Source organism: Mesobacillus subterraneus, assembly GCF_000934845.1.
GTDB classification, from domain to species: domain Bacteria; phylum Bacillota; class Bacilli; order Bacillales; family Cytobacillaceae; genus Mesobacillus; species Mesobacillus stamsii.
Genome location: NZ_JXIQ01000185.1, coordinates 16,314 through 29,127 on the forward strand (window position 1 = coordinate 16,314; position 12,814 = coordinate 29,127).

Genomic DNA, 12,814 nt, shown 5'->3' on the forward strand with positions numbered 1-12,814 from the left:
CGAACGAAAAAGCTGTATGTGTTTAGCGCTAAAGCGGAGTATAATGGTGATACTATGGGGTAAACAGAGCGAATCCAAAAAACAAGTAAGCTCCTGCTTTCATTTTCAGATTTTTAATGGTACGGTTTTGTTTGACTGAAGGTAAGAGGTGTAGTGAAAAATGAGTCAAAAATTTGTTGTGATCGATTTAGAGACGACGGGTAATGCTCCAAAAAAAGGAGACCGAATTATCCAGTTTGGAGCAGTTGTTGTGGAAAATGGCCGAATTACCGACCAGTTCGCCTCTCTCGTCAATCCAATGGAGAAAATACCAGTATTCATTGAAGAACTGACGGGCATTTCTGATTCCATGTTAAAGAATGCTCCATTGTTTGAAGAAATCGCTCCATTGGTTTCTAATTTGCTAGAAGATGCTTATTTTGTGGCACATAATGTCTTATTTGACCTTTCCTTTCTACAGGAAGAATTAATAAATGCAGGCGAGGAAGGTTTTTATGGTCCGGTAATTGACACAGTGGAAATGGCGAGAATTGTCTATCCAACTTCAGATAGTTTCCAATTGACTGATCTTGCTGCAAAGGAGAGTCTGCAACACGACCGGCCTCATCAAGCAGATAGTGATGCCCGTGTGACAGCAGAACTTCTGTTAATCATGCTGAATGTTGTTGAGGCGCTTCCGCTTGTCACCATTAAAGAACTTACAAAGCTTTCAGAGGGACTGAAAAGTGATCTTCATTTGATTTTTGATGAGATATCAAATGGGAAAGAAACCAGAATCGAACCACTACCAGAGCATTTAGAAGTTTTTCGCGGAATAGCATTAAGAAAGAAAACAGGGAGTGAGATGAAAGAGCATCAGGTCATTGATTTTCCAAAAACAATGGAAGAAAAAAAAGCCCTCCTGAAAAGGGCGTTTACTGGATATGAAATGCGGCCGGGACAATTTGAGATGATGGACCTTGTATATGATGCGTTCCATAAAAACGGACATGCGTTGATCGAAGCTGGAACTGGGGTAGGGAAATCCCTCGGTTACTTGATCCCCTCCGCTATTTTTGCACTAGAAAGCAATAACCGAGTAGTGGTCAGTACATATACAACCCAGCTTCAGGAGCAGCTGCTGTCGAATGATGTTCCTAAACTGAACAAAGCATTAGAGACTAAAGTGAAGGTTGCACTGATCAAAGGGAGAAACCACTATATCAATATGGCTCGCTTTGAACAGTCTCTCAGGGAAATAGAAGAGAATTACGATACGGCTCTTACAAAAATGCAAATTCTTGTCTTGCTGACCCAAACAGAAACTGGGGACGTGGATGAACTCAATTTGTCCAGCGGAGGGATGCTTTACTGGAATAAAATAAAGAATGACCGCTCCATTTTTATCAAAACAAAGCACTGGGAGGAATATGATTTTTATCATAAGGCCATTGAAAATGCGCAAAACGCGAATCTACTTATCACGAACCATTCGATGCTTCTTGCCGACTTAGTGTCTGAAAACGGGTCCTTGCCAGAATTTGAGCATGTGATCCTAGACGAGGGGCATCAATTCGAAAAGGCAGCGGGCAAATATTTTGGAGAGTCACTCGATTATATGTCAGTTAGGTTAATGCTGAATCAACTCGGACTTTACGAACAACATCAGCTATTTTATAAGCTGGAAAACTTGCTGAACAAGGCTGGCATTCTCCATTCCCAGCATCAGCAAACCTCTGAAATCAATCAATTGATAGCCGATTTGATCTATGAAACCGAAGACCTCTTTAAGCTCGCAGGTACTTATGCAAGGAAGGCTATGAAAAATAAAGGCAGCAAGATACAGGCAAGCTTGGTTCCAGCCAGAGAAAATCGAGTATGGTCGGCATTAGTAACAACTGCTGAGAGGGTTTATTTTCAGCTTAGAGATTTACAGAATGCCCTTGAGAAAAGGATGGATGGTGCCTGGAGAAGTGCGGACAGCTTTTCAACAAGGGAAATGGCGATATTAGATGAAGTTGTACATTTGATGCAAGATTTAGAACAAGCTTGCTTCATGGCAAAAAGAATCGTTACGGAAGAGGGAAGGGATGTAAAATGGATTGAAGCCGACACACGGTCTATGCAAAATTCAACAGCCTTTTTTTTCCGTCCTGTCCATGTATCCGAATCTCTGGAGGCACAATTTTTCTCAAGGAAAAAAAGTGTTGTGGTAACATCCGCGACTTTATCTGTTAATCATTCCTTTCGTTTCATTAAAAAAGAATTAGGTTTACAGCAAGTTTTGCTAGAGAAACAGATCCCGTCTCCCTTCTCCTACAAAACACAAGTGAAACTCGTTGTCCCAGAGGACTTGCCAGATATTAAATCTGTTTCAGATGATGACTATGTAGTGGCAATTACAGAACATATCATCTCGATTGCCGAAGCAACAAAGGGACGGATGCTGATTCTGTTTACTTCGAATGAAATGCTGAAAAAGGCGTACAATTTGATTAGGGAAAGTGGCCTTCTGGAAGATTTTATCCTAATTGCCCAAGGCATTTCTGCAGGCAGCAGGTCAAGATTGACAAGGAATTTCAAACGGTTCGATAAAGCGATTCTGTTTGGAACGAGCAGTTTTTGGGAGGGTGTCGATATACCAGGAGAAGATCTTTCATGCTTGATTATCGTCCGACTTCCTTTTTCGCCCCCGGACGCTCCGCTTACGGCTGCGAAATGCGCGTTGATAAAACAAAATGGTGGTAACCCGTTTTCTGAGTTCTCCTTGCCAGAAGCAATTCTCCGCTTTAAGCAAGGATTTGGAAGGTTGATTCGAACTTCCGATGACCGTGGACTGATTTTTGTCTTTGATCGAAGGCTCGTAACGACAAAATACGGAAATGCTTTTTTAAAATCAGTGGCTGATGTCCCGGTCGAATCAAAATCAATCAATGAAATTGTTGACATGATTCATGATTGGCTGTAGGCCTAGCATCAGGATTTTTTTCGTTTGTTTTTCCCCTTAACCTTACAGAAAAGCGATCTCCTGATATAATAGGTGTTAGTTGTATTATTTGCAGCTAGATGCTGCTCTAAAAAAGTGATAAAATCGGCAAGGAGAGAGTTGCAGGATGGAAAGTAAAATCGAAATAATCTCTACGGTGAAGGTCCAGAATACACCGGATTTATATAAAATAGTGGATGCTCTTAATAGGTCCTTGAAACATGATGACCTTATGTTTGGTCTGGCTTTAGATCAGGAAGATAAAGAGAAGGCTATTTTTACTATTTACCGAACCTAATGAGAAATTTTTACCGCTTGTTCAATTAGAATGTGAAGAGCGGTGAGTAGTTTACATAAAGAAGGGATTCATGTGAAAAAGTGGATGTTGCTAGGGATTCTTTTTGTGGCAATTATGATCGGTATCGTGGTGAATGTTTACTTGAATGCGGTTGAACCAGTTAGTGTTGCAGAAAAGAAAGCGGTGGAGATTGCAGCGAAAGAAACGTACCTTTCCGATTTCACGGATTTCAAGCTGTACAGTGGAGAGGAAACCTATTATGTCATGACTGGGAAAAACGCTGGGCAGGAGGATGTCTATGTCTGGATCAATGAAAAAAATGGCGATTTGATCACGAAAGTTGCTAAAAATGGAATCACGCAAAAAGAAGCGTTAACCAAACTTTATCAGGAAAAACAGCCCGATGAAATCATTGCCATAAGGCTTGGTATGTCCAGGATTCAAATGACGGACAGGCCAGCATGGGAAATTTATTACCGTAAAAACAGCGGAACCATCAATTATTATTATGTTGATTTTGAAACGGGCGAGAAACTGAGAGCAATTGATAATTTATAAATTCCAATGAACGAGGAGGAAAAAAATGAAGATCCAGTTAGCAGACAGAGTGAGGGCTCTGACACCTTCTTCAACTTTAGCAATCACAGCCAAGGCAAAAGAATTGAAAGCACAAGGAAAAGACGTAATCGGGCTTGGGGCAGGTGAGCCTGATTTTAATACACCGCAGCATATAATCGAGGCTGCTGTGAAATCAATGAATGAGGGATACACAAAATACACTCCTTCAGGCGGGCTTCCAGAATTGAAAAAGGCAATTGCAGCCAAATTAAAAGCAGATCAAGGTCTTGAGTATCAGTTGAATGAAATCATTGTCACGAGTGGTGCCAAGCATGCATTGTACACATTATTTCAAGTACTGCTGAACGACGGCGATGAAGTCATCATTCCGACTCCTTACTGGGTCAGCTATCCAGAGCAAGTGAAACTGGCAGGAGGGAATCCAGTCTATGTTGAAGGGCTGGAACAAAATAATTTCAAGATCACGCCAGCTCAGCTGAAGGAAAAGGTGACGGAAAAGACAAAGGCAGTTATCATCAATTCGCCAAGCAATCCTACGGGAATGGTTTATTCAAAAGAGGAGTTGCAGGCACTAGGAGAAGTTTGTCTGGAAAAAGGCATCCTGATCATTTCAGATGAAATCTATGAAAAACTAATTTATGGAGAAGTTGAACATATCTCGATCGCACAACTTTCAGATGAATTGAAAAAGCAGACAATCATTATTAACGGTGTTTCAAAGTCTCATTCCATGACAGGGTGGAGAATCGGGTATGCAGCTTGTGACAGTGCGCTCATTAAGGCGATGACCGACCTTGCAAGCCACAGCACATCGAATCCAACTACACCGGCACAATATGCGACAATTGCAGCTTATGCAGGACCGCAGGAGGAGGTCGAGAAGATGCGTTCAGCTTTTTTAGAAAGGCTTGAGATCATCCATCTTAAGTTGAATGAGATTCCGGGTATTAGCTGCCTAAAGCCTCAGGGAGCGTTCTACCTGTTCCCAAATGCGAAAACAGCAGCTACGATGACTGGCTGCAAGGATGTAGACGAATTTTGCAATATGCTGCTGACTGAGGCGAATGTTGCGGTTGTTCCTGGCTCTGGGTTTGGAGCTCCCGATTTTATGCGCCTTTCCTATGCCACATCACTAAGCCAATTAGAGGAAGCAATCCGCCGAATTCATCAGTTTGTCAACAAACGTGTATAAAAACAAAATAGCAGACGGGGAACTGGAAACCGGTTCTCGGTCTCTTTTTTAGTAAGGCGATCGGTACCTTTTTCCCTTTCTTATTTGATTACCAGCCGGGCTATTTCATGCTATACTATGAAAAGAGGTGTCCGGAATGAAAAAAGCAGATTTGTTAGAATGGCTGAAAGAAGGAAATGTTACGATTCCTTCTGTATTGTTGACGCAATATAAAGAAATGAGACTGAACGAGCAAGAATTGGCTTTAATACTCCATGTTTTCTATTTTTCTGAAAAAGGAAATGAATTTCCTACACCTACTGAACTTGCAGCCCGCATGACGATATCCGCATTTGAATGTACTGATTTGCTTCGATCCCTGATACAGAGAGGGTTTATTTCGATCATGGATGGAAATTCAACTGAGGGAATTAGATATGAAAAATATTCACTGGAACCATTGTGGGAAAAGCTGTTTGACCAGTTTCTGCTGAAACGCCAGCAGGAAAAAGAGCTGGTGGAGCAGAAGGAAGAGACAGATTTATATACTGTGTTTGAAAGAGAATTCGGCAGGCCTTTGTCGCCGTTTGAATGCGAATCGCTTGCTATGTGGATGGATGATGATCACCACGATCCGATCATCATTAAAGCAGCTTTAAGAGAGGCTGTGATATCGGGGAAATTAAATTTCCGGTACATAGACCGAATTCTTTTCGAATGGAAAAAGAATGGAATCAAAACAATCGAACAGGCTAAAAGTTATGGAAGAAAATTCAGGCAGCATCAGAGTACGCAAAGACCAGGGAAGGAAGAGCCAAAAGTTTCTGCCAACCCTGTACCATTTTATAACTGGTTAGAACAGTAATTTATGAGAGAATTCATCATTCTCTCTTTTTTCATCTTCCATATAAAATAGTTCAAATCTGTAAATGGAAAAAACGGGTGAATAATCATGTTGAATAAGCAGCAAATCAGGTTCTGTCTTGATGAAATGGGCAGGATGTTTCCAAATGCACACTGTGAGCTGATCCACTCCAATCCTTTTCAACTCGTGATCGCAGTGGCATTATCGGCTCAATGCACGGATGCACTTGTCAATAAAGTGACGAAGGATTTGTTCGAAAAATACAAAACACCAGAAGATTTCCTGGCAGTGACACAGGAGGAGCTGCAGCAAGATATCCGCTCGATTGGTCTTTTTCGTAACAAAGCGAAGAACATTCAAAAGCTGTGCAGGATGCTAATTGATGAATATGGAGGAACAGTTCCAGCAGATAGGGATGAATTGACAAAGCTACCTGGGGTAGGCCGGAAAACGGCTAATGTTGTAGTTTCCGTGGCCTTCGGAGTTCCCGCTATTGCAGTGGATACCCATGTCGAGCGAGTCAGCAAGCGGCTTGCGTTTTGCCGGTGGAAAGATTCTGTTTTAGAGGTAGAGAAGACTTTAATGAGAAAAGTTCCTAAAGAAGAATGGTCGATTACCCACCACAGGATGATCTTTTTTGGCAGGTACCATTGCAAAGCGCAGAATCCAAGATGTGAGACTTGTCCTTTGCTTGATGTTTGCAGAGAAGGCAAGAAAAGGATGAAGGATAAACCATAAGAGATTACATCAGGGAGAGAAAGAGGCATGGAGAGAATCCTTAGTGAATGGAATCATTATAAAATAGAGCTGAGCCATCACTTTGCAAACAGGGATCACGAACAGGCTCTACCATTGATGAGAAAGTCCATTGATTTATTTAAGCAATTTCTTTTTATGTCGAACGGTCTGAATCCAAACTTGGATTCGATAGGTCATTGCAAGCTCAAGCCGGTGAATGTCAGCGAAAGACTAGAATTTGTTTCATCACGACCTGGCCTTTTTCAGTCTTATAAACAGCTAGTGGAATTATTCACTGAACAAGAAAAGCAATATGCTAGCAAGATTGCCTTACATCAAGCAAAAGAGAAACGTCCTGATTAATCAGGACGTTTCGTTTGTATTACAGAATATGAAAGTATGTTAACTCTCCATATGGTACATAATTGTCATCTCTGATTTCTTTAGAAAGTAAAAATGTGTAGAAAACGAAACAAGTTTATTTTTACACCGTCCACATTTGTGAACGGTGTTGTTTGCTTTTTTAGCATCAGCTTCAGTTGCCACTATCATTAGTGGTTCCTGTACCAGCGGCACCACCAGTGTCGTCGCCTGATCCTGGTCTGGTACCGGGATTAGTACCAGGATCAGTACCAGTACCAGGATCAGTACCGGGATCAGTACCAGTACCAGGATCGGTACCAGTACCGGGATCAGTACCTGGTACAGTTCCGCTTCCAGGTCCAGTGTCATTTCCGGTTCCGTTACCATTTCCCCCGCCATTCCCGTTGCCGCGACCATTCCCATTTCCGTCTGTACCTCCGTTTTCCCCCGCATTGTCAGGAACCGTGAAATCTGGAACTTCCATTTTCGCAGTGGCTGGTTCAGAACGTTGGTCTCCACGGATTGCCGTTACTTTGAAGGAATATATTCCACCTGGAACGGCATTGGCGATGGTTATACTCTTTTCCGTTGTCTTCGTTAATTCCTGCTCAGGACCTTCATCAAGTGATGCAGTCACCTCGAATTGGACATCCTGTTTGTTATCTTGTTTAAATTCCCAAGTCAGGATGATTTCATTTTTCACTTCATCATAGGCTGCTTCAAGCTTTGAAGGCGTTTCAAGCTTTTCGAACTTCTTGGATGTTTCGTTTGGCAGATTTCCTTTTACTGCCCACTCATAAAGGATTTGATCCTTCGGAGTAAACTCACTTGCAAGCATGGCAGGAAAACTGCCTTTTTCAATCTTTACTCGTTCAACACTGTTAGGAACGGTGAAATCGGGTGTGTCAACATCTTTTGATACGTAGGTCATCAGATCCTTAAATAGCATTTGCGAGATCTTTTGCTCTGTACCGTAAAGTGCGGTTTTTCGATCACTGTAACCAGTCCAGACAGATGCAGTATACCTTGTTGTATATCCAACAAACCAGGAATCAGGCACCCCTCCATCTTTGATTCCAAATGTTTCAATATCCTTTTCCGTGTAATTCGTTGTTCCTGTTTTACCGGCTACAGGAAGATTGGCGATATTAGCGTAACTTGCACCAGTTCCTTGTGTGATTGCTGTTTTCAACATATCAGATACCATGAAGGCAGTGTAATCCTTCATAACGACTTTGGTTTCAGGAGTTAGATCCATTTCTGTCTTGTCGCGAAGGACAATCTTCTTGACTGAGTATGGCTCTGTATAGAAGCCGTTGTTTCCGAATGCTGCATATGCACCAGCCATTTCAATGGGAGCAATTTCTTTCGCACCGATTGCTGCGGATTCATAGAAAGGATCATCCAGTGTTAATCCAAGATTGGTGCCGAATTCCCTTGCCTTATCAAGACCAACAGCCTGGAATGTCTGGAGGGCAGGGATGTTGATGGATTTTGCCAAAGCCATTCTTATCGTCATGATGCCGTTATACTTGTTGTTCCAGTTTCTGATTGGGTCCCCGTTGGAATAGGTCATTGGTTTATCTTCAAGCATATGGTAGGTACCCCAGTGCAAATACTCGATTGCCGGACCATAGTCAAGAATGGGTTTAATGGTTGAACCAGGCTGCCTTTTGACATCGATCGCATAATTCAGTCCGCGTTTTACCTGCTGATTCCTGCCCCCGCCTATAGCGCGTATTTCACCGGTTTTTGTATCCAGTAGGGTAATTCCCGCTTGCATTTCATTATTTGGGAATTGAACTGCAGCATCTGTATTTAGGATATTCTCCACATGCTTCTGAGCGTTTGGATCAAGTGTTGTATATATTTCTAGCCCGTCGGAAAAAATATCAAAATCGGTTTTTGCGGTTACTTCTTCAATGACGATATCAATAAATGCATCATAAGGTTCTTCGTTCTTTTTCTTCCAGTTTTCTTCCGAAACGAGACTGGATTCTACCGGAATTTTTTGTGCTTGTTCCATCTGTTCCTTTGATATAAAGCCATGCTGGTGCATCAGCGATAAAACAATATTCCTGCGCTTCTCGGCACTCTCTGGATTTGTAAAAGGATTGTAATTATTAGGGCTCTGCGGCATTCCTGCAAGCAGAGCTGCTTCATGAAGCTCCAGCTGATCCAAATCTTTGCCAAAATAGGTTCTTGAAGCTGTCAGGACACCGTGCATGTTTTCTGACATGTAAATTTTGTTTACATACATCTCAAAGATTTGATGTTTCGTATATTTCTGTTCAAGCTGATAGGCTAGCCAAGCTTCCTGTGCTTTTCTGGACAGTGTCTTTTCAAAGCCAAGAAAATAGTTTTTCACTACCTGCTGGGTGATAGTGGAAGCACCCTCAGAGCCAAATCCATTTGTAACATTGGCAATGACTGCTCCGCCAAGACGGATGACATCAATTCCATTATGTTTGTAGAATCTGACATCTTCCGTAGCCAAAAATGCGTCTTCAACTAGTTTCGGTATGTCTTCATAGGAAACATAATCCCTGTTCTGTGAGCCTACTTCTGTTACAAGTTGTTTGTCCTTATCATAGATCTTTGATGAGATCGGGTCTTTGAGCAAGGATTCATCCAGTTTTGGCGTATCCTTTATCATAAATGCAAATGTAGCGATACCAGTCAGCATGCCAATGATCCCTAAGAGGATCAGGGTTAGGAATATTTTTTTAAACAATCCTTTTTTCGCCTTCTTGCCTTTAGGTTTCTCATTCTTGGCCGCCTGCTGTCTGCGTCGCTCCTCTCTTGTCTGAGGTTTTTGTGCCATGTATAGTTCCTTCCTTTCTCGCAATCGAAAAGCTAACTAAGTTTATAAAGATAATCGATAACTTTGATATAGTCAATTCTGGGATGAAGGCCAAGCGGAATTTTATGGCCGCAATCCATTACTTCTGCCTTTGTGATTGACTTCCTGCCACCCTTGGTCATTCTGTTCCAAAAAGCAAGCAAATGACTCGCTTCTAGGAGATAGATTTCCTCTTCGGTCGAGAACCGAAGAATGACAAAACAGATTCCTCCTTGGTCTAGAACGGACTTCATATGAACAATTTGGTGTTCATGAAAGTTTTTTAATGGAAAAGATGTGGAAAACTTCGTCTCCTTCGCCTCAAAGTCAATGTATTTTCCTTTATAAACGCCATTATAATCTGTAGTAGATGCTTGTTTAAAGTATGCCTCTTTAATGACCGCTGCACTCCTTTGCGGATAATCCACTTGGACGATTTGCAGAGGAGTTGGTTTTTTATGGATTACCGCGATGTTGCGATCAAGATAAAAGGAGTTGGTTTCATTTAGGTCTGCCTCCAACGTCATCCCTCTGTTGCTATATGCAGCATTTTTGCGTTTTTTTCCTTTAAGTAATGCTTCTTTATTTGCAGCAGGAATAAATTTTTTTCCGTTTGGATAATGGAAAGTCAAGTTGATCACCTCACAGACTACTCTTTATCATACCAAATTTAAACGTCTTTTGGTTGAATAAAAAGCCCTATTTCCCTTCACTATAAGAACAACCTATAGAAAAGGAAGAGAAATAATGTGTCAATGACTAATATTCCTCATTTTAATCAACTCCCTGAACAGGAAGCAGAGTTGATCCGAAAGATCAAAAGCAAAACGGCCAAAAAAAACCTGGATAATATCACAAGAACAAATGCCTATCTGGATTTCTATCTCGAGTATCCCGAAATGATTTGGTCCTTTCTAGCAAGCATGGTGTCACGAAATGGAGGTTACAATATGTGTGACCTGGAAGGGGAATGGTTTCCGAAAATGCTTGACCCTGTTATTCGCAACCGGCTATTCCTTACTTATGAACGGGCGAATTGGTTGATTTTTCGTGACGCCTACGCACAGCTTCTATTGTACTCTTATTCGACGAAAAGGAGCACTCCAATGTTTCACTTGCTTAGATTTCTGGATGTATCGGCTTATATGGAGAAGGAGTGGAAGTTCTTTTGGAAGGCTCGAGACAAAAGAAGGCTCATGACTGCCTTGATTATTAACGAACAGAATGTCATCCAGGAACCAGTAATCAACGAACCGGTATATAAGAAACGAGTTTTCAATACGTCTATATTTATGCTAGAGGATTATCTGCATTTTAGTACCGTCCTCTTTCCTACATGCGCTGGGGAGCTGTACGGAGCAAGCGTACATGGTTTCAAATATATCAGCAATCGGATCAATCTTGGTAAGCAGTTGGCATCAATTCTTTTTGATCCCCGTTTTTATTCGTCCTTTCTGGAATTTGCAGTAAGTACGGAACATACCGGATCCAGACATGATTATGAGCAATTCTTTTCGGTGCCCAAAAAAAGGGACACGCCATTCCTGCGCTGTACGTATCCAATCATCCGGCATCATTACAGGGAACAAATGGATTGGTATGTTCAGCGGAGATTTCGCAAAGATTGGGAATATTTTGACCCTGCTAATCGGCATCCGATTCATCTGACCAAATGGTATAAAAAAAAGCAAAAACAATTGCATGCTTTGATAACAATCAAAGAATTATTCACCTCAGATTAATGTGGGCATAGAAAAAAGCAGGGATTCTCCCTGCTTTTTTCTCCACTTCGAGAATGGTCTAGCTAAGCGCTTGTCGAGGCTGACCAAGGCGCTTGCGCTTTTCTCATCATTCAGCCGGGCGATTCGGTCCTTCCAGCTTTTTGTTGCCATAGCCAGCTTTTTTCTCTGCCGTTTTATTCGGCTGCTGTGCCGTTTTAAGTTGTTTTTTATTCATGTAAACACCTCCCGACAATTAGTGTGTTCATTTGGGAAAATTTCATACGATTTGACCAGTGTCGAAGACTGCAAAGTTTCGTGCTGAAAAACACTTTGTTTGCCGAATTCTTACTAGTTTTGTCAACTGGGAAGGAGGTTATATCTGCAGGTAGAATGATACAGTCAAGAGACGAAAATTTACAAGGAATGTTTCGTCGTCGGAGACCGGGTGTTCATTCTGCTAGACCTTAAAATACCAAATTGGGAGAGATGATAATGAAGCCAGGAATGGAAAAAGAAAATTTTGTAAGAATGTTGACTGAAATGACCCATTGCCTAGAAGACACTGAGATGAATTTACAGGAATCTGTGCAGATAGTCCGAGAAAAAATGTACCGTGACCATTTAGTGCATTTAGAAAGCACAAGTATGCTTCTTGATAAACTGGAAGGGGAAATCCAGCAACCCATTCCTTTTTCAAGCGAGACGATTCATGGGCAAGCTTCGGTCAAACTTGAAATCAGTTGTTAAAATATACTAGAATAGATGAAAGCAGCGGATTTAGGGAAAGCTGCAAACCGTCCAATATAGAATCGGATAAAAGAAAGCGTGATGTACTTGGAAGCCGAACAAAATCTTATTGAATTATCGGAAAGATTGCTGCAGAACTTGGAATATGCCCTTCAACGATTTCATGATACAAAGGAACAGCAGGTAAGAGGTGATTTTCACGAGGAAGTCAAGCCGTTTGCAGATGAGGTAAAGTTGACAACAGATTCTTGGAAAAAATCAGCGTCTGAATGGCTAGGTCAGAACAGGCCGAAAAACCTTCATATCAACCAGATTGAAACGGCTGCGAATTATCTTGAAGTCATTTCTGTACAGGCATTTTTTCCGGAAACAAGCAAAAAACGATTCCTCGATCAAACCCAGTCAGTGGAATTTATCCTAAAAAGTCTGATCATTGCGATCAACCAACTAGGAGTCTTTCCGACGGAGTGAAATCCACGTATTTTTATTCAAAATGAATGTTTTTATACAATAAAACGGATGAAT

At 41.5% G+C, this 12,814-nt stretch carries 12 protein-coding genes; 10 read left to right on the top strand and 2 right to left on the bottom strand.

All coding sequences use genetic code 11. The features are described 5' to 3' along the window. Positions 1-160: 160 nt before the first annotated feature. The 7 genes from dinG (at position 161) to UB32_RS17330 (ending at position 6,979) form a co-directional block, all read left to right on the top strand. The gene (dinG, locus tag UB32_RS17305; protein ID WP_044396123.1) at positions 161-2,947 is read left to right on the top strand and encodes an ATP-dependent DNA helicase DinG; all 2,787 of its coding nucleotides are present in this window, start codon (positions 161-163) and stop codon (positions 2,945-2,947) included. Between the two features lie 145 nt (positions 2,948-3,092). Continuing rightward, a complete protein-coding gene (locus UB32_RS19670; RefSeq protein WP_084221898.1) occupies positions 3,093-3,263 on the top strand; it encodes a YpmA family protein in 171 nt (56 codons plus the stop codon). 72 nt (positions 3,264-3,335) lie between these two features. Then, complete coding sequence (locus UB32_RS17310; RefSeq protein WP_044396126.1) at positions 3,336-3,821, top strand: DUF5590 domain-containing protein; 486 nt, start codon at positions 3,336-3,338, stop codon at positions 3,819-3,821. 31 nt (positions 3,822-3,852) lie between these two features. Next, positions 3,853-5,034 carry a pyridoxal phosphate-dependent aminotransferase gene (locus tag UB32_RS17315; protein WP_044396137.1) on the top strand — a complete coding sequence of 394 codons (1,182 nt, stop codon included), beginning with the start codon at positions 3,853-3,855 and terminating at the stop codon, positions 5,032-5,034. A gap of 136 nt (positions 5,035-5,170) precedes the next feature. Beyond that, positions 5,171-5,878: a DnaD domain-containing protein gene (locus UB32_RS17320; protein ID WP_044396128.1), complete on the top strand. Its 708-nt coding sequence runs from the start codon at positions 5,171-5,173 to the stop codon at positions 5,876-5,878. An 87-nt stretch (positions 5,879-5,965) separates the two neighbouring features. Further along, entirely contained in the window at positions 5,966-6,616 is a 651-nt protein-coding gene (nth, locus tag UB32_RS17325; RefSeq protein WP_044396130.1) for an endonuclease III, read from the top strand. A 27-nt stretch (positions 6,617-6,643) separates the two neighbouring features. Further along, entirely contained in the window at positions 6,644-6,979 is a 336-nt protein-coding gene (locus UB32_RS17330; RefSeq protein ID WP_052807099.1) for a YpoC family protein, read from the top strand. 172 nt (positions 6,980-7,151) lie between these two features. On the opposite strand, the gene UB32_RS17335 is transcribed toward UB32_RS17330, so the two are convergent. Further along, a complete protein-coding gene (locus UB32_RS17335; protein WP_044396131.1) occupies positions 7,152-9,803 on the bottom strand; it encodes a penicillin-binding protein 1A in 2,652 nt (883 codons plus the stop codon). 32 nt (positions 9,804-9,835) lie between these two features. Next, positions 9,836-10,453, bottom strand: a complete 618-nt coding sequence (gene recU / locus UB32_RS17340) for a Holliday junction resolvase RecU (RefSeq protein ID WP_044396132.1) — start codon at positions 10,451-10,453, stop codon at positions 9,836-9,838. A 123-nt stretch (positions 10,454-10,576) separates the two neighbouring features. Here recU and UB32_RS17345 point away from each other — a divergent pair, with 123 nt between their 5' ends. From UB32_RS17345 to UB32_RS17355, 3 genes are all read left to right on the top strand, one after another. Next, positions 10,577-11,563, top strand: a complete 987-nt coding sequence (locus UB32_RS17345; RefSeq protein WP_044396141.1) for a DUF2515 domain-containing protein — start codon at positions 10,577-10,579, stop codon at positions 11,561-11,563. A gap of 471 nt (positions 11,564-12,034) precedes the next feature. Next, entirely contained in the window at positions 12,035-12,289 is a 255-nt protein-coding gene (locus UB32_RS17350; protein WP_044396133.1) for a hypothetical protein, read from the top strand. A gap of 81 nt (positions 12,290-12,370) precedes the next feature. Continuing rightward, positions 12,371-12,760: a YppE family protein gene (locus UB32_RS17355; protein ID WP_044396134.1), complete on the top strand. Its 390-nt coding sequence runs from the start codon at positions 12,371-12,373 to the stop codon at positions 12,758-12,760. The last annotated feature ends 54 nt before the right edge of the window (positions 12,761-12,814 follow it).

Bases quoted from the DNA above. Each gene is read 5' to 3' on its own strand.
- UB32_RS17355 (WP_044396134.1), top strand. From the start codon at position 12,371: ATGTACTTGGAAGCCGAACAAAATCTTATTGAATTATCGGAAAGATTG.
- UB32_RS17335 (WP_044396131.1), bottom strand. From the start codon at position 9,803: ATGGCACAAAAACCTCAGACAAGAGAGGAGCGACGCAGACAGCAGGCG.
- nth (WP_044396130.1), top strand. From the start codon at position 5,966: ATGTTGAATAAGCAGCAAATCAGGTTCTGTCTTGATGAAATGGGCAGG.
- UB32_RS17350 (WP_044396133.1), top strand. From the start codon at position 12,035: ATGAAGCCAGGAATGGAAAAAGAAAATTTTGTAAGAATGTTGACTGAA.
- UB32_RS19670 (WP_084221898.1), top strand. From the start codon at position 3,093: ATGGAAAGTAAAATCGAAATAATCTCTACGGTGAAGGTCCAGAATACA.
- UB32_RS17320 (WP_044396128.1), top strand. From the start codon at position 5,171: ATGAAAAAAGCAGATTTGTTAGAATGGCTGAAAGAAGGAAATGTTACG.
- dinG (WP_044396123.1), top strand. From the start codon at position 161: ATGAGTCAAAAATTTGTTGTGATCGATTTAGAGACGACGGGTAATGCT.
- UB32_RS17345 (WP_044396141.1), top strand. From the start codon at position 10,577: ATGACTAATATTCCTCATTTTAATCAACTCCCTGAACAGGAAGCAGAG.
- UB32_RS17330 (WP_052807099.1), top strand. From the start codon at position 6,644: ATGGAGAGAATCCTTAGTGAATGGAATCATTATAAAATAGAGCTGAGC.